Source organism: Saccharothrix sp. NRRL B-16348 (assembly GCF_001280085.1).
GTDB lineage: Bacteria > Actinomycetota > Actinomycetes > Mycobacteriales > Pseudonocardiaceae > Actinosynnema.
This window is the reverse complement of record NZ_LGED01000113.1, coordinates 51770-68362: the sequence shown is the minus strand read 5'-3', so window position 1 is coordinate 68362 and position 16593 is coordinate 51770. Positions and strand designations below refer to the sequence as shown.

Annotated in this window: 10 protein-coding genes; all 10 read right to left on the bottom strand. The window is 70.9% G+C overall.

What is annotated here, in order from left to right:
* Positions 1-56: 56 nt before the first annotated feature.
* A complete protein-coding gene (locus ADK67_RS11890) occupies positions 57-2099 on the bottom strand; it encodes a cellulase family glycosylhydrolase (protein WP_053716463.1) in 2043 nt (680 codons plus the stop codon).
* An 87-nt stretch (positions 2100-2186) separates the two neighbouring features.
* Positions 2187-4301, bottom strand: coding sequence for a beta-galactosidase (locus tag ADK67_RS11885; protein WP_053716462.1), 2115 nt, complete (start codon positions 4299-4301; stop codon positions 2187-2189).
* A gap of 89 nt (positions 4302-4390) precedes the next feature.
* Entirely contained in the window at positions 4391-6118 is a 1728-nt protein-coding gene (locus ADK67_RS11880; protein WP_053716461.1) for a cellulase family glycosylhydrolase, read from the bottom strand.
* 57 nt (positions 6119-6175) lie between these two features.
* Positions 6176-7672 (bottom strand): glycoside hydrolase family 43 protein, encoded by a 1497-nt coding sequence (locus ADK67_RS11875; RefSeq protein WP_053716460.1) that lies wholly within the window; start codon positions 7670-7672, stop codon positions 6176-6178.
* A gap of 86 nt (positions 7673-7758) precedes the next feature.
* Positions 7759-9720 (bottom strand): beta-galactosidase, encoded by a 1962-nt coding sequence (locus ADK67_RS11870; RefSeq protein ID WP_053716459.1) that lies wholly within the window; start codon positions 9718-9720, stop codon positions 7759-7761.
* A complete protein-coding gene (locus ADK67_RS11865) occupies positions 9717-11747 on the bottom strand; it encodes a glycoside hydrolase family 31 protein (RefSeq protein ID WP_053716458.1) in 2031 nt (676 codons plus the stop codon). Before ADK67_RS11865 ends, ADK67_RS11870 begins: the two co-directional genes overlap by 4 nt.
* A gap of 80 nt (positions 11748-11827) precedes the next feature.
* Complete coding sequence (locus ADK67_RS11860) at positions 11828-12868, bottom strand: LacI family DNA-binding transcriptional regulator (protein ID WP_053716457.1); 1041 nt, start codon at positions 12866-12868, stop codon at positions 11828-11830.
* 70 nt (positions 12869-12938) lie between these two features.
* Positions 12939-13916 carry a carbohydrate ABC transporter permease gene (locus tag ADK67_RS11855; RefSeq protein WP_053716456.1) on the bottom strand — a complete coding sequence of 326 codons (978 nt, stop codon included), beginning with the start codon at positions 13914-13916 and terminating at the stop codon, positions 12939-12941.
* Positions 13913-14851, bottom strand: coding sequence for an ABC transporter permease (locus ADK67_RS11850; RefSeq protein ID WP_197289408.1), 939 nt, complete (start codon positions 14849-14851; stop codon positions 13913-13915). The genes ADK67_RS11855 and ADK67_RS11850 overlap by 4 nt, the downstream gene beginning before the upstream one ends.
* Before the next feature lie 5 nt (positions 14852-14856).
* Positions 14857-16470 carry an ABC transporter substrate-binding protein gene (locus tag ADK67_RS11845; RefSeq protein WP_053716454.1) on the bottom strand — a complete coding sequence of 538 codons (1614 nt, stop codon included), beginning with the start codon at positions 16468-16470 and terminating at the stop codon, positions 14857-14859.
* Positions 16471-16593: the final 123 nt, after the last annotated feature.

Genomic DNA, 16593 nt, shown 5'->3' with positions numbered 1-16593 from the left:
GCCGAAGGCCGTTCGAGGCCTTCGGCGGTCGTCCCGTCGAGCGGATCCGGGTTCGGTCAGGCGGTCGTGCCGGTGACCGACGTGCCCGACTTGGTGACGTGGTACGTCACCTTCTCGCCGCTCCAGTAGTGGAACGTGAGCGTCACCCGCGCGTCGTCGTTCACCTTGTCGAAGAACTCCTTCTTCAGGATCGTCTTGCGGTCCGTGTAGTTGGGCTCGAACGTGTAGCCGAACTGCTTGAAGGACGTCCACGGTTCCGGGCCCGCGCCGGAGCCGTCGTCGTACTTGGCCTCCATCGTGGCGATCTGGTCGCCGCGGAAGTCCGTCGGGATCTCGAACTTCTCCGTCGTCCCGGTGGCGTCGGACAACACCGGGGTGTCATAGGTGATGACGTAGAACCGCCACGGCACGCCCTGGGAGAAGCGGGCCGTCAGCACCGCGTTCGTGCCGTAGGACCGGGAGCCGCTGAGCCTGGTCAGCGCCGAGGCGGTCAGGGTGAGCTGGTCGCCGTCGAGGGTGTAGTCGGCGCCGCGGGTCAGGGCGGTGTTCCCGTGGTACAGCCCCGAGAACGACGTGCCGTTGAGGTTCAGCTTGATCGTCCTGGCGGTGATGGTGCCCGACTTCGCGGTGAACACCTGGTCGGTGTAGGCCGTGCCGGAGCGGGTCGTCCAGCTCGACTTGATGTGCGCGAAGAGCTCCGGGTCGCTCCACTGGAACGAGGTGCGGTTGAAGTGCTGGCCGTTGTCCCAGAGCATCGTGGTGAGCTTCTTGGCCCGCGCGTAGTGGCCGAAGTACTCGAAGAACTTCAGCTTCTCGCCCTGCTCGATGGTGCCGGTGTGCTGGTCGAAGCCGAGCAGGCCGTACTCGCCGACGATCACCGGGATGCCCCGCGCGACGAAGCTGTCGTGCACGCGGTCGAAGTCGTCGGTGAGGTACTGCTGGACGCTCGCGTCGAAGCGCGTGCCGCCCGCGACGTTCGCGCTGAACGGCCAGAAGCCGTAGTAGTGCACGGTCGCGATCAGGTTGGGGTCGTTCAACCCCTGGATCTGGGCCACCAGCGGGTCGATGTACTGCTGCTCGGACGAGGTGTGCATGGTCGGCAGGACCAGCAGGCGCTTGGCGTTGTTGCCGCCCGATCGGCGCACGATGTCGAAGAACGACGCGTTCAGCTCGGCGTTCAGCTGGATCTCCTGCGGCTTGCCGGTGCTACCGGTGAACTGCGGCTCGTTCCAGCTCTCGAACGTCAGCTTGGGCCCGAACTCGGTGAAGGCGCCCGCCACCTGCGTCCAGATCTTGTTGAACTGGTTGAGCACCTGGTCGTGCTGGGTCGGCATGGTCCAGGTCCACTGCCACGAGTCGTGGTGCAGGTTGATCATCACGTACAGGTCGCGCTCCAGCGCCCAGCGCACGACCTCCTTGACGCGGGCCAGGTACGCCGCGTCGATCGTGTGGTCCGGCGCCGGGCCCACGCGCGCGGTCCACGTGACGGGGAGGCGGACGCTCTTGAAGCCCTGCGCCTTCACGTTGTCCAGCAGGGCTTCGGTGATGAGCGGGTTGCCCCAGGACGTCTCGTCGTGGGGCCGCCCGACCGAGTCCAGCGAGTTGCCGAGGTTCCACCCCGGCTGCATCGCCGCGGTGTGCTCCATGGCGGTGAGCTGCTTCCCGCCGTGGACGCAGGTGACGCCGTTGAGCGAGAACGACAGCGGCGCGGTGTTGGCCTCCGCCCAGGTGCCGATGAAGCCGAACTTCACCGTCTTGTCCGTCGCGACCTTGGCGTTGTAGCCGGCGTCCGCGGCGGTGACCTGGTTCCCGGACCCGGTGACCTTCGCGTTCCAGGCGTTGCGGACCTGCTGGCCGGTCGGCCACTCCCAGGTCAGCTGCCAGCCGTCGACCGCGGCGCCGTTGTTGGTCACGGCGACGTCGGCGTTGAAGCCACCCGACCACTGGCCGGTGACCGTGTACGCCACGGTGCACCCGGCCTCGGCCGCGACGGCCTCGGTCGCCGTCACCGTGACCAGGCTCGCGGCCAGGGTCGCGACCCCGGCCGCCACGACACCGATCCGCCTGCGGACCGGTTGGGTCCTGCGCAATCCGAACATGGGACTCCTCATCTTGGAGCTGACAAACAGTTCAGGGGTGGCGGTCCGGTGGTCCGCCGCGGATGCCGCCTGCCGAGGCGGCGGGTGTTACGGCTGAGGTGGCGCGTCGTCGGCCGCGGTGAAGACCCGCACGTCGCACGCGTCCAGGTGGACGGGTTGGCCGGCGCCGACCGCGTCGCCGGACAGCACGTCGGTCAGGTCGCGCGGTGCGCGGACCTCGACGGGCCGCGGGCTCCAGTTGTGGATCACGTGCACGCGTCGGCCGTCCGGTGACGTCCCGGTGGTCGCGGTGGCGGAGGCGGGCAGGTCGGTCCAGCCGCTGACGGGGGTCGGCGCGAGCCAGCCGGCCAGCGACCGGGCCAGGTCGCGTCCGGGCACCGTGCCGACGCAGGTGACGCGGCCGGCGCCGTGGCGGCGGGTGGTGACGGCTGGCCAGCGGCCGAAGTGCGGGTGGTCGTACTCGGCGAGCACGTCGGCGTCCACCGCGGTCAGGCCCTCCAGCCACCGGGTCGCCGTCGCGTCGGCGGTGAGGTCGAGCGGGCTGTCCGGAGAAGCCCGGACCGGCAGGGGCGTGGCCAGGTTGCTGAACTCGTCGTACCACGCGCCCGCGGCGTCGACGAGCCGCGGCGGCGCGGGCTCGGGCCGGGCGCGCGCCTCGTGGTCCGCGTACCCCGTCCGCGGGCCGACGACGAGGTGGCCGCCGGCGTGCGCGTAGGCGACGAGCCAGTCGAGCGTCGCGTCGTCGGCCAGGTACAGGCCAGCGGCGATCAGCACCGGGTGGCGTGCCACCGCGGCCTCGGGCGTGAAGCGCTGGTGCAGCTGGCGGGCGTGGATGATGCGCGCCTGCCTGCCGGCCTCGAAGACGCCGCGGTAGAACGAGTCGAAGATGCGGTGGTACGAGGAGTGGTCCGGGCTGCCGTCCGCGGTCGCCAGCGGCGGGTACTTCTGCATCAGCCACTTGTTCGGCATCGAGTAGACCAGCGCGATGTCGGCGTCCGGCTCGATCCCGGCGACCAGCTCGCCCGCGGTGTCGAACTCGGCGCCGAGGCGGGCGATCTCGGCGTAGACCCGGCCGGGACGGCCGCTGTGCGGCAGGACGCCGCCCCAGTGGGTCTCCGCGCCGAAGTGCAGCGTGTGCCAGTGCCAGTACTCCACCATCCGCGCGCCGCGCGAGACCAGCGCCCAGGCCGCCTGCCGCCACTGCCCGTCGTAGCCCGGCCGGTTGTCCGACGTGCCGCCGACCGCCTGCGCGTTGGTCTCGGTGATCAGGAACGGCTCCTGGCGGGAGGAGAAGACGCGGTCCGCGTTCTCGTAGAGCGCCCACACGCCGGTGGTCTTCCAGTGCTGCTGCTCGTGGTCGTCGGGTGTCGGGTCGGGCAGCACGAGGCCGTCCTGCATGTCGTAGTACGGGTTGCCCGCCGTGACGTCCAGCGGGTCGGTGAGCTCATCGTCCTCGAACGCCGGGTGGCCGTAGGAGATGCACGTGGTGATGAACTGGTCGGGGCTCGCGTACTCCCGCACGATGTCCGCCTGCCAGGCGACGAACTCGGTCGTCTGGCGCGCCTGGAACGCCCGCCAGGCGACGTCGTACTGCGGCTGCGCGTTGTTGTCCGGCGTCCAGAGGTCGGCCCAGGTGGACAGCCGGTGCGACCAGTAGACCAGGCCCCACTCCAGGTTGAGCGCCTCCACGGTCCCGTAGCGCTCCCGCAGGTGGTCCACGAACCGCTGGAAGAGGCCGTGGTTGTGCGGCAGCCGCAGGCCCGGCTCGTTGTCCACCTGGAAGCCGATGACCGCCGGGTGCGAGGCGTGCCGGGCGAGGATCTCGCGGCTCACGCGCTCGGCGTGGAAGCGGAACGCGGGGTGGGTGAAGTCCACCTCCTGGCGGGCGCCCCAGCCGATGCGCTGCCCGGTGGCGTGCTCGGCGGCGATCTCGGGGTACTGCCGGGACAGCCACGGCGGCACCGCGTAGGTGGGCGTGCCGAGGACGACGGAGATGCCGCGTTCGTGGGCGCCGTCGAGGACCGGCCGCAGCCACTCGAGGTCGAACCGCCCGTTCTCCGGTTCCCAGGTGGACCACACCGACTCGCCGACCCGCATGACGCTGAACTTCGCCTGGGCCATCAGGTCGAGGTCTTCGTCCAGCCGGTCGTAGAGCTGGTACTCGTGGTAGTAGGCCGCGCCGAACAGGACGCGCGGGGGCATGGATCGATCCATTGGCGGTGAGCCTCCGAAAGCCGTGAAGGGTGGCCCGACGGCCGGGGTCCACAGCGGACCCCGGCTGCCGGGACCGGTCAGGACGTCGTGCCGGTCACCGAGGTGCCGGACCTGGTCACGTGGTAGGTCAGCTCGGCGCCGCTCCAGAAGTGGAACGTCAGCGTGACCGGTTCGCCGTCGCGGACGGCCTCGCAGAACGCCGGTGGCAGGACGATCGCCCCACCGGGGTAGTCCGGGCGGACGGTCGTGTAGAACTCCTGGAACGGGGTCCAGTTCGTCGGGCCGGCGGCCGAACCGTCCGCGTACTCCGCTTCCATCGTCGCGAGCCGGTCGCCCCGGAACAGCGTCGGCACGGTGAGGGAGTTCGCCGTGCCGGTCGCGTCGGACAGCACCGGCGCGTCGTTCGTGATCACGTCGATCCGCCACGGGACGCCGCGCGAGAACCTGGCCTCGACCGTCGCGTTGACGCCGTACGCCCGGTCTCCGACGAGCTTCGTCAACGCGGTGGCGGTGAACGTGAGCCGGTCGCCGGACACGGTGTAGTCGCGGCCCTCGCGCAGCCTCGCGTCGCCGTGCCACAGCCCTCGGAAGCTCGTGCCGTTCAGGTTGAGCGTGAGCGTCGTGGCGGTGATCGGGGTGGACTTGGGCACGAACAGCAGGTCGGACGAGGCCGTGCCCGAGCGGGTGGTCCAGCCCGACTTGATCTGGGCGAAAACGTCCGGGTCGCGCCACTGGAGCGCGTGGCGGTCGAGGAACGAGCCGGCGTCCCACAGGGCCGTGACGACCTTGCTCTTGCGGGCTTCCTCGCCCACTGCCTCGAAGTACTTCAGCACCTCGCCGCGCTCGATGATGCCGGGACGGGTGTAGTCGTAGGAGAGCAGGGCGTACTCGCCCAGGTAGACCGGGATGCCCTTGGCGGTGAAGGTGTCCCGCATCCGGGCGAACGCGTCGGTCATGTCCTTGCGGACGGTCTCGTCGAAGCGGGTGAAGCCCGCGATGTTCACGCTGAACGGCCAGAAGCCGTAGAAGTGCACGGTGGCCATCAGGTTCGGGTCGTGCAGCGAGGCCATCGTGGTGGCCAGGTCGTCCATGAGCCCCTGGTCCGGCGTGCAGACCTGCGTGGGCAGCACGAGCAGGCGCGTCGCGTTCCGGCCGCCGGACTGCCGCACGACGCGGTGGAACGAGGTGTTCAACTCGTGCAGCAGCTCCACCTTCCGCGCGTCGTCGGCGTTGGTGAAGGTCGGTTCGTTGACGCTCTCGAACAGCAGCCTGCGCGACGAGTTCCCGAACGTCGTGGCGATCTGCGTCCAGGTCGAGGTGAACCGCGCGAGCACGTTGTCGTGGTCGGCGGGCATGGTCGCGATCCACTGCCACGAGTCGTGGTGCAGGTTGAGCACGACGTAGAGGTTCTCGGCCAGTGCCCAGTCCACGACCTGCTTCACGCGGCCCATGAACTGGGCGTCGATCGTGTAGGGGGCGGTGGTCGACTGCGCGTTCGACCACGTCACCGGGATGCGGACGCTGCGGAAACCTTGCGCGCGAAGGGTTTCGAACAGCTGTCTGGTGGCGGGCGGGTTGCCCCACGCCGTCTCGTCGGGGATGGCGTCGAGGCTGTTGCCCAGGTTCCACGACGGCTGCATCGCGGCGGCGACGGCCATCGCGTCGCTCGGGACGCCGTGCTCCGCCTCGGGTGCGGCGCCGGACGCCGTGCCCGAGGCCAGGACCCCGGCGACGACCAGCGCCAACGGGACGGCCACCACCTGTCGGAGCCTGCCGCGCCAGGACAGCGGTCTGGTTCGATCCATGTCGGTGCCTTTGCTGTCGGTGGGATCGTTGCGGCGGCGGGCTTGGGGGGACGTCGGTCAGCCGTCGAACGGCTCGTAGTCGGACCAGTCGAAGTGGACGGCGCCCGCGGCGGCGTACAGGCCGATGACCCGGCCGGTGAAGCCGCCCGCGACCTCGGTGGACAGGTAGCGGCCGTCGAGCGTGGCGAGGGTGGTGAACGTCCCGTCCGGCTCGCCGACGCCGAACGACACGGTGTCGGGGCCGGTGCGCGCGTCCCGGAGCTTCTTCTCCTCGTGCACCTCGACGCCGAGGACCAGCGGTCCGGCCGGTACCGCCCGGGACGCCACCACGGTCTTCAGCGAGCCGACCCGGGCGACCACCCGCACCTCGTCCGCGGTCGCCTCGATCTCGTAGTGGTGCTCCTCGTCCAGCCGCACCGCGAGACCGCCCGTGCCGCCCGAGGCGTCCACGAGCGTGCGCACCCGGCAGGACAGGTGCCGCTGGCGGCGGCCGACGAACACGGCGTCGAGCGCGTCCAGGGACTCGCCGCGCGCGCGGAGGGTCAGCCACCCGGCGCGTTCCGCCGTCGTGCAGTGCCGCTCCTGGCGGTCGCGCAGCGAGATCCAGGCCGGCTGGAGCACGGGGAGGTCGAAGTCGTCGCGACCGGTCTCGGCCGGCGCCGGCCCCAGCGGCCACGGCACGGTCGACTCGGGCTCCAGGGGGCCGACGACCGGCCAGTCGTCCACCCAGGTCACGGGCGCGAGGAACGTCTCACGGCCCAGCACGTGCCAGCCGGGCGTCCCGCCGCCCGGCCGCACGCCGAGCAGCACCAGCCACCAGGAGCCGTCCGGCCCCTGCACGAGGTCGCCGTGCCCGGTGTTCTGGATCGGGTGGTCGGTGCCCCGGTGGGTGAGGACCGGGTTGGCCGGGCACGGCTCGAACGGTCCGGCGGGCGTGCGACCGCGGGCGATCGAGACGCCGTGGCCGCGTTCGGTGCCGCCCTCGGCGATGAGCAGGTACCAGTACTCGCCGATCCGGTACAGGTGCGGCGCTTCCGGCGCCTTCGCGCCGGGCCCGCCGGACCAGATCCGCCGCGGCGCGTCGAGCACCTGCCCGGTGAGCGGGTCGATCCGGACCTGGGACACCCCGGCGACCGTGCTCCAGCAGTCGCCGTTCTCGTCCCACGCGAGGTCGGGGTCGATGCCGGGCAGGTCGGGCAGCAGGATCGGGTCCGACCACGGTCCGGCCGGATCGGTGGCGGTGACCAGGAGGTTGCCGTCGCCGCTCACGTTCGTGGTGATCAGGTGGAACCGGCCGTCGTGGTGGCGCAGGGTCGGCGCGTAGACACCGGCCGACGACGGCGAGTCGAGCGGCAGGCGCAGCTGCTCCGGCCGGTCCAGGACGTTGCCGATCTGCGTCCACCGCACCAGGTCGCGGCTGTGGAAGATCGGCACGCCGGGGAAGTACTCGAAGCTGGAGCAGACGAGGTAGTAGTCGTCGCCGACGCGGCAGACGCACGGATCGGGGTGGAAGCCCGCGATCACGGGGTTGGTGAACGTGCTGTGGGATGACATCCGATCAAGTCCTTCGTGGTTCGGGGCGCGTTCCAGCGCACCGGTGCGTCGCGGCGCACGGTGTGGTCGACGAGGTCGGGTGACGGTCAGGGCATCCGGAGCACGGCGCAGCCGTGAGGTGGCAGCTCGGTCAGCGGGCCACCGGTGAGCAGGTCGTGCGCGGCCTCGGGGAGCGGAACGGTGTCATCGCCGTGGTTGATCAGGAAGCGGTGGCCGCCGCGGGTGACGGCCTCCACGCCGGGCGGCCACTCGCGGACCACGCCGGCCTCACCCAGCAGCCGGTCGACCAGCGCGGCGTAGTCCGAGGTGTCGAGGACGGTGGAGAGGTACCAGCCGTGGCCGGCGCCGTGGGAGTGGCGGGTGAGCGCCGGCTGCCCGGCGAGCATCCCGTGGGTGTAGTTGGAGATCGCCTCGGCGCCGTCGAGGTGCAGGTACTCGCTCCACACCGTGCCGTGCGCGCCGTCGGACAGCGCGATCCGCTCCTCCCGCCGCAACGGCCGGGGCTCCTCGACCCGGATGCCGAGGGCTTCGCGCAGCGGCCGGGCCGGGAAACCGCCGAGGCGGGCGTGGGGGCGTTCGTCGACCACGCCGCTGAAGTGCTGGACGAGCAGCGTGCCGCCGTCGGCGACGTAGCGGCGCAGGTTCGCCGCGGCCGCGTCGGACATCAGGAGCAGGGCGGGCGCCAGGACGAGGCGGTACCGACTGAGGTCGTGCTCCGGGTGGGCGAAGTCGGTCACGACCCCCGCGTCCCACAACGCCCGGTGCGCACGGCGGAGCATCGAGTGGTAGTCCAACTCCGGCGAGGGCAGGCCGTCGGCCTCCGACGCCCACCACGCGTCCGCGTCGTGCAGCACGGCCACCTCGGCGGTGACGGTCGACCCGGCGACCTCCGCGAGCCGGGCGACGGCCTCGCCGAGCGCCTCCACCTCGCGGAAGACCCGGCTGTCCGGCCCGGCGTGCGGCACCATCGCCGAGTGCCACGTCTCGGCGCCCGCCCTCGACTGGCGCCACTGGAAGAACAGCGCGCCGTCCGAGCCGCGCGCGATGTGGCTCAGCGTGTGCCGCATGATGTCGCCCGGGTTCTTCGGCAGCACCCGGCCTTCGGCGTAGACGGTGTTCGCGCCCTGCTCCATGAGCAGCCACGGCCGGCCGCCGCCGAACGACCGGGCGCGGTCCGCGCCGAACGCGGTGTCCGCCGCGGCGTCGACACCGGGCCGGTCCGGGTAGTGGTCGACGGTCACGAAGTCCAGCTCGCGGCCGAACGCCCACAGGTCGAGGTTCTGGTAGCCGGGCAGCATCAGGTTGGTGGTCACCGGGCGGTCGCTGTGCGCGCGGATCGCGTCGCGCTGCTCCCGGTAGGCGGCGAGTGCCGTGTCGGACCAGAAGCGGCGGAAGTCCAGCGACTGGCCGGGGTTGTGGTGCCACTGCGTGGCGCGCGGCGGCAGCACGTCGTCCCACGAGGTGTAGCGCTGGCTCCAGAACGCCGTGCCCCACGCCTCGTTCAGCGCGTCCAGGGTGCCGTGCCGGTCGCGCAGCCAGGTGCGGAACGCGGCGGCGGCGTGGTCGCACCAGCAGATCGTGGCGTACTCGTTGTGCACGTGCCACAGCGCGACCGCGGGGTGCTTGCCGTACCGCTCGGCCAGGGCGGTGGCGATGCGGAGGGCCGCGTCGCGGTAGGCCGGCGCGGCGAGGCAGTAGGTGTCGCGGCTGCCGTGCACGAGCCGGACGCCGTCGGGGCTCACCGGCAGCGCGTCCGGGTGCGCCCTGGTGAACCACGGGGGAGGGGAGGCGGTCGGCGTGGCCAGGTCGACGGCGACGCCGCCCGCGTGCAGCCGGTCGATGTGCTCGTCGAGCCAGGCGAAGTCGAAGCGGCCTTCCTCGGGCTCCAGCAGGGCCCAGGAGAACACGCCGACGGTGGCGAGGTTGACCCGCGCCCGGCGCATCAGCTCGTCGTCCTCGGCCCAGACCTCCTTGTCCCACTGCTCGGGGTTGTAGTCGCCGCCGAAGGCGAGACCGCCGAGCCGCTCGGTCAGGTCGCGCGTCGTCATGCCTGCTCCTCGTGCAGTGGCAGCCGTGCGTCGTCGCGCACGAACAGGGGGATGCGTTCGAGCGGCGCGGCGACGGTGACCGTCTGCCCGCCCGCGTGTTGCCGCCCGGTCCACGCGTCGGTCCACCGGGCGCCGGCGGGCAGGTGCACCGCGCGCTCCCGGGCACCCGCGGCGGTGACGGGCGCGACGAGCAGGTCGGGGCCGAGCAGGAACGCGTCGTCGACCTCCCACGCCCGCTCGTCGTCGGGGAACTCCAGGAACAGCGGCCGCATCGGCGGCAGACCGGTCGCCGCGGCGGCGCGCATCTGCTCCATGACGTACGGCCGCAGGCGTTCGCGCAGGTGGAGGTGCGCGACCAGGATCGGGTAGACCTCGTCGCCGTAGGACCAGACCTCGTTCGGCAGGCCCGTCATGGCGGGCTCCAGGACCTGCGAGGGGCCGCGGAAGCCGTGCAGGCGGAACAGCGGGCAGAACGTCCCGTACTGGAACCACCGCACCAGCACCTCGCGGTACGCCGGGTCGTCCGGGTCGCCGCCGTGGAAGCCGCCGATGTCCGTCGTCCACCACGGGATGCCGGACATCATCACGTTCAGGCCGGCCTTGATCTGCGCACGCAGCGTGGCGAAGTCCGTGCCGATGTCGCCGGACCACAGCGCCGCGCCGTAGCGCTGCGCGCCCGCCCAGGACGACCGGTTGAGCGAGACGATCTCGGTCTCGCCCGCCGCGCGCAGGCCGTCGTGGACCATGCGGGCGTTCTCGCGCGGGTACAGGTTGGCCACCTCCTGGCCCGGACCCGCGTGGTAGCGCAGACCGGTCTGGTGGCCGGGCCGGATCTCGGGCTCGGAGCCGTCGAGCCAGAAGACCGTGATGCCCAGCTCGTGGTAGCCGCGGCGGATCCGCTCCCAGACGTGCTCGCGGGCGGCGGGGTTGGTGCTGTCGTAGAACGCGACCTGCGCCGAGTACGCGCCCAGGCCCTTGTCCGGCCAGTCGGCGTGCGCCACCGGCCCGTGGTCGGAGCCGATGAACAGGCCCTGGTCCAGCATCGCGTGGTAGTTCTCGCTCACCGGGCTGACGGACGGCCAGACCGAGACCATGAGCTTGACGCCCAGCTCGTCCAGCTCGCGGACCATCCCGGCCGGGTCGGGCCACTCCTCCGGGTCGAAGCGCCACTCGCCCAGGTGGGTCCAGTGGAAGAAGTCGCACACGATCACGGACAGCGGCAGGCCGCGCCGCCGGTGCTCGCGGGCCACTTCCAGCAGCTCGTCCTGGGTGCGGTAGCGCAGCTTGCACTGCCAGAAACCGGCCGCCCACTCAGGCAGCTCCGGCGCGTGACCGGTCGCGTCGGCGTAGCGCCGCAGCACGTCGGCGGGCGCGCCCGCGGTCACCCAGTAGTCGATCTGGCGCGCGCTGTCGGCCACCCACCGGGTGCCGGTCTCGGCCAGCTCGACGCGGCCGACGGCCGGCGAGTTCCACAGCAGGCCGTAGCCGCGGTCGGACACCAGCAGCGGGATGGTCACCTCGCCGTTGCGCTGCACGAGGTCGACGACGGCGCCCTTCTGGTCGAACATGCCGTGCGTGTGCTGGCCGAGGCCGAAGAGCCGTTCACCGGGGTAGGCGCGGAAGCGCTGCTCCAGGCGGTGGTAGCCGTTGCCGTTCGGCGCCGCCGACCGCGGACCCGGCCACCAGAAGTGGGCGGGCTGCTCGGCCAGCAGCTCCGCGCCGTCCTCCGTGCGCAGGAACGTCAGCCGGCCCGCGGTCGCCGGGAGGTACGGGGTGACGGAGCCCGCGGTGTCGGCGTCGACCCGCACCGTCAGCGCGCCGTTGACCAGGGTCGCGTGGTGCTCGGCGAGGCTGATCTCCGGCTCGGCGCCCGGCGGGGCGTCGAGCAGCGCGCCGGGCAGGTCGTCGAGCACCGGCCCGCCGGGGGTCGCCCGGACCCGGACGGCGTCGGGTCCCCACGCCTCGACGCGCAGGGTCTCGCCGTTGGCCCGCCATTCGAGGGCGTTGCCGAGATCGCGGAAGTGCATTCGGTGCTCCTGGCGGTGGTGATGGTTCGTCGCGTCCGCGCCGCGGGGAGGTGGACGCGGGGGAGCCGCTCGCGGGTGGTTCAGGTCGAGCTGGGTGTCCGGGCGCGGTGCGGGCCGGTGCTCTCCCGGACGGTCAGCACGGGTTCGAGCAGGACGAGCTCGTCGTCCGGTTGTTCGTCGCGGCCGGCGGCGGTGATCCGCTCCATCAGCTGCTCGACGGCGACCCGGCCGAGTTCCTGCGCCGGGCCGGTGACCGCCGTCAGGGCGGGCGCGTACTGCTCGGCGAGCAGTTCGGGGCACAGCGCGATCACGGAGGCGTCCTCGGGCACCGTCCGCCCGCTGATGCGCAGCAGGCTCAGCAGCGGGCCGATCGCGCCCTCGTTCTGCACCACGAACCCGGTGGTGTCCGGTCGGTCGGCGAGGATGCGGGCCAGCGTCCCGGCGGTGCTCTCGTACGTGCCCTCGCACGGCCGGTGCACGAAGCGCAGCCCGCGCGCCTCGGCGCGTTCCCGGAAGCCCATCAGGGTGCGCTCGGCGTACCCGGCGTGCCGCTGGTAGACGCCCGAGCCGTACCCGATGAACGCGACCTCCCGGTGGCCCAGGTCGGCCAGGTGGTCCGCGCACAACGCGCCCGCGGCCGCGAAGTCGTGGTCCACGCAGGACAGGCCGCTCCGGTCGTCGGGCAGGCCGATGAGCGCGGCCTGCGTGCGCAGCTCGCGCAGCACCGGGATGCGCTCGTCGTCCAACCCGACGTCCATCAGGATCACCCCGTCCGCCAGTCCGCTCACCGCGACCCGGCGCACGCCCTCCGGCCCCTCGTCGTTGGTGATCAGCAGCACGTCGTAACCGTGCTTGCGGGCCGTCATGGTGACCGAGATGGCGATCTGCATCATGATCGGCACGTAGACGTCGGCGCGCAGGGGCACCACCAGGGCGACTATGTGCGAGCGCTTCGCGGCCAGCGCTCTGGCGCCGGCGTTGGGGTGGTAGCCGAGCTCGGCCACCGAACGCTCGACGCGGCGCCGGGTCTCCTCGGAGATCGAGCGCTTGCCGCTGAGCACGTAGCTGACCGTGCTGGCGGACACGCCCGCGTGCCTGGCCACATCGGCGAGTGTCACCATGCGTGATGCTCCTGCTTTCTCGTCCTCTTCCGGGCCCGCTCCGGTGCCCGCGTGCGCCCAGTGTGCCGGTTCAGCCCTTGACCGCCCCCGTGAGCACGCCGACGCGGAAGTGCTTCTGCATGAACGGGTACACCAGCAGCAGCGGCACGATCGTCAGCACCACCACTGCCATCTGCAACGACAGCGGCGCGGTCTGCGCGAACTGCGAGCCGAAGCCCGAGTTCACCGAGCCGGGCAGCCCGTTGCCCCGGTTGACGTAGGTCAGCAGTACGTACTGGAGCGGCCACTTCTCGCTGTCGGTCGGCATGTAGAGCATCACGTTGAAGAACGAGTTCCAGTAGCCGACGCCGTAGAACAGGGCGACGACCGCGGTCACCGCCCGGGACGTCGGCAGGACGATCCGCCACAGGATCCGCCAGTCGCCGGCGCCGTCGATCCGCGCCGCCTCGATCAGGTCGGCCGAGGTGCTGGAGTAGAACGCCCGCAGCACCAGGATGTTGAACACCGACACCGCGCCGGGCAGGATCAGCGACCAGTACTGCCCGTAGCCGCCGAGTTCGGTGACGACCAGGAAGGTCGGGATCAGGCCGCCGCTGAGGAACATCGTGAGGATCAGCAGCACCAGGATGAAGCGGTGGGCCACCGAGCCGGACCTGGACAGGCCGTAGGCGCACAGGACCGACACGACCATGGACAGCGCCGTGCCGACCACCGTGATGCCGAGGCTGACCAGCAGCGCGTTGCGCACGGTGGGGTCGCTCAGCATCACGCGGTACGCCTCGAACGTCACGTCCGTCGGCCACAGCACCAGGCCACCGGCGCGGTTGACCGCCGCCTGCGTGGACAGGCTGGTCACCACGATGATCCACAACGGGACCAGGACGACCGCGACGACCAGGCCGAGGGTCAGGCCCTTGGCGGTCTGACCGGCCGCGCTCGGCGGCTCCTCCCAGACCGGGCGCTTGCCGCGCTTCCGCCGCCGGACGGGCGACCGCCCGGTCGCGTCGCGCTTGTCCTTGGTGCGTTCGATGGTCAGCGTCTCGGTCATTTCCGGTACAACCCGTCTTCGCCGAATGCGTGCGCCAGCTTGTTCGCGCCCCAGATGAGCAGCAGCGAGATGACGCTCTTGAACAGCCCGGCCGCCGCGCCGTAGCTGTAGTTGTTGGTGGCGATGCCGTAGTAGAACGCGAAGGTGTCGAGCACGTCGGCCGCTTCGTGGCCGACCGCGTCCCGCTGGATCAGGAACTGCTCGAAACCGACGCTGAGCGCGTTGCCCAGGCGCAGCACCAGCATGAGCATGATGACGCCCATCATGCCGGGCAGGGTGATGTGCCACAGGCGCCGCCACCGGCCGGCCCCGTCCACCGCGGACGACTCGTACAGGTCGGTGTTGATGGCCGCGAGCGCGGCCAGGAACACGATGATCGACCAGCCGGCTTCCTTCCAGATCGCCTGCGAGGTGATCAGCAGCGCGAAGGTGTCCGGGTTGGTCATGATGTCCCAGATGCCGATGTCGTTGCTGCGCAGGAACTGGTTGAGCAGCCCCGCACCGCCGAACATCTGCTGGAAGATCGTGATCGCGAGCACCCACGAGAAGAAGTGCGGCAGGTAGGCGATGGACTGGATGAGGTTGCGCAGCCGTTCGCTGAGCACCGAGTTCAGCAGCAGCGCCAGCGCGATCGGGATCGGGAAGAACAGGATCAGCTGCACGAAGCTGAGGTACAGCGTGTTCGTCAGCGAACCCCAGAACAGCGAGTCGTCGAACAGGGCCACGAACTGGGCGAAGCCCACCCACTCGCTGTTCCACACCCCCACCAGCGGGTTGTAGTCCTGGAACGCGGTCAGCAGCCCGAAGAGCGGCACGTAGTTGAAGACCAGGAGCAGGGCCACGGAGGGCACGGTCATCAACAGCAGCGACCGGTCCCGCCGCAGCCGCGACCGCAGGCTCAGCTTGTTCTTCGGTGCGGGCTGCTCCGTGGTCACGGAGCTCATTGCCCGGTCCCGAACTTCTGCAGGACGTTCTCGTCCGTCCACTGGACCAGCTTGTCGCCGCCGCCGCTGGACTTCCAGGTGTTGATCGCCTCCTTCACGTCGGAGACCTTCTTCTTGCCGTGGTAGCAGTCCTTGATGGCGTCCTCGACGGCCTGTCCCGCGTCGGCGGTGGCCATCGAGCGCGGCAGGCTGATGTTCATGTTCCAGAACACCGGCTTCTTCAGGTGCTTGACGTTCGCGGCCTGCCAGGCGGTGTAGTCGTTGGTGACGACGTCCGCGCCGGGGTTGCTGATCACCGAGGCCGGCGAGGCCAGGAACGGGAAGGTCTGCGGCTGGACGTTCTTCTTGCCCTCTTCGGTGGCGGTCGGCACGCCGTTGACCATCGTGTGGTGGACGCCTTCGATGCCGAAGTTGATCAGCGTGTACTCCTTGGAGCCGTACGGCGCGGCCAGGTAGTTCGCGACCGCCAGCAACTCCTCGATCTGCTCCGGCTTCAGGTTGCTGTTGAGGTAGCTGAGGATCCGGGAGGAGGAACCGACCTCGATCCGCGGCTCGCCCTTGCCGTCCTTGGTGAAGAAGTCGAAGAAGCCCTTCCGGTAGTTCGGGTTGGCGGCCGTGCCGGACTGGTGGTCGGAGGCGTTCCACCCGCCGGCGCCGCCGCCCGCGATCAGCACCTTCCCGGCGTAGAAGCGCACGTTGCCGTCGGCGTTGTTGCCGGCCAGCGCGTCCGGGTGGATGTAGCCCGCGGTCGCGAGCTTGTGGTGCCACTCCAGGGCGTCCAGCAGTTCCGGCATGTCGTACTTGTGGACCAGCTTGCCGTCCTTCACCGTCCACTTGAGGGGCACGCCCCAGGACGGGAACATGTAGGTCCACACGTCGTCGAAGGCCCACACGCCGCCCTTGGCGTCGGTCAGCTCCTTGCCCAGGTTCATCAGGTCGTCGGCGGACTTCACCTGGTCCGCGGTGATGCCCCTGGCCTCGAGGAGGTCGCGGCGGTAGGCCGTGCCGCCGGCGATTACGAATCCGCTGGAGAACGACGGGATGCCGTAGAGCTTGTCGCCCCAGGCGCCTGCCTGCCACGCGCCCGTGGGGATGGCCGCGAGGTTGGGGTACTTCTCGATCTTGTCGCCGGCCAGGTAGGGCGTCAGGTCCGCGAGCTGCGACCCGGCCAGTTCGCCGACGTTGAAGTTGGCGTTCCACCAGTTCGGCAGCTGGATCCAGTCGGGCAGCCGCTTGGCGGCGGTCATGGTGGGGATGATCGTCGCGTAGTTGTTGCCGTCGGCGGGCTTCATGTCGAGCGTGACGCCCAGCGCCTGGTTCATGGCCTGGTAGAACGAGTTGTCGGCGGGCGGGATCGTGCCCCACAGCGGCGTGACGGCCGTGTACTTGCCGCCCTTGCCCGGGATGCCGGACACCGTGGCGACCGGGTTCGACGGGTAGGTGAGGAAGCCGGGGTCGGTCAGGATGTCCGGGCCACCGGCGACGGACGCGATGTCCGCCTTGATCGCGCTGCTCGGGACGTACTTCGGCAGCGCGGCCTTGAGGGCGTCGCTGTTCGCGCCGGTCTTCTGCTGAGCGCCGCCGCCGCAGGCGGACAACAGGCCACCCATGGCCGCTAGTCCCGCGACCGAGACCGTGGTGCTCAGGAACCTTCTGCGATTCAGCTCAATCCCCATGACAGGGCCCACCCTTCTACGTTGAAAGCCGGAGTGTCGAAGCGCTTGACGATGCCG

Bases quoted from the DNA above. Each gene is read 5' to 3' on its own strand.
- ADK67_RS11890 (WP_053716463.1), bottom strand. From the start codon at position 2,099: ATGTTCGGATTGCGCAGGACCCAACCGGTCCGCAGGCGGATCGGTGTC.
- ADK67_RS11885 (WP_053716462.1), bottom strand. From the start codon at position 4,301: ATGCCCCCGCGCGTCCTGTTCGGCGCGGCCTACTACCACGAGTACCAG.
- ADK67_RS11880 (WP_053716461.1), bottom strand. From the start codon at position 6,118: ATGGATCGAACCAGACCGCTGTCCTGGCGCGGCAGGCTCCGACAGGTG.
- ADK67_RS11875 (WP_053716460.1), bottom strand. From the start codon at position 7,672: ATGTCATCCCACAGCACGTTCACCAACCCCGTGATCGCGGGCTTCCAC.
- ADK67_RS11870 (WP_053716459.1), bottom strand. From the start codon at position 9,720: ATGACGACGCGCGACCTGACCGAGCGGCTCGGCGGTCTCGCCTTCGGC.
- ADK67_RS11865 (WP_053716458.1), bottom strand. From the start codon at position 11,747: ATGCACTTCCGCGATCTCGGCAACGCCCTCGAATGGCGGGCCAACGGC.
- ADK67_RS11860 (WP_053716457.1), bottom strand. From the start codon at position 12,868: ATGGTGACACTCGCCGATGTGGCCAGGCACGCGGGCGTGTCCGCCAGC.
- ADK67_RS11855 (WP_053716456.1), bottom strand. From the start codon at position 13,916: ATGACCGAGACGCTGACCATCGAACGCACCAAGGACAAGCGCGACGCG.
- ADK67_RS11845 (WP_053716454.1), bottom strand. From the start codon at position 16,470: ATGGGTGGCCTGTTGTCCGCCTGCGGCGGCGGCGCTCAGCAGAAGACC.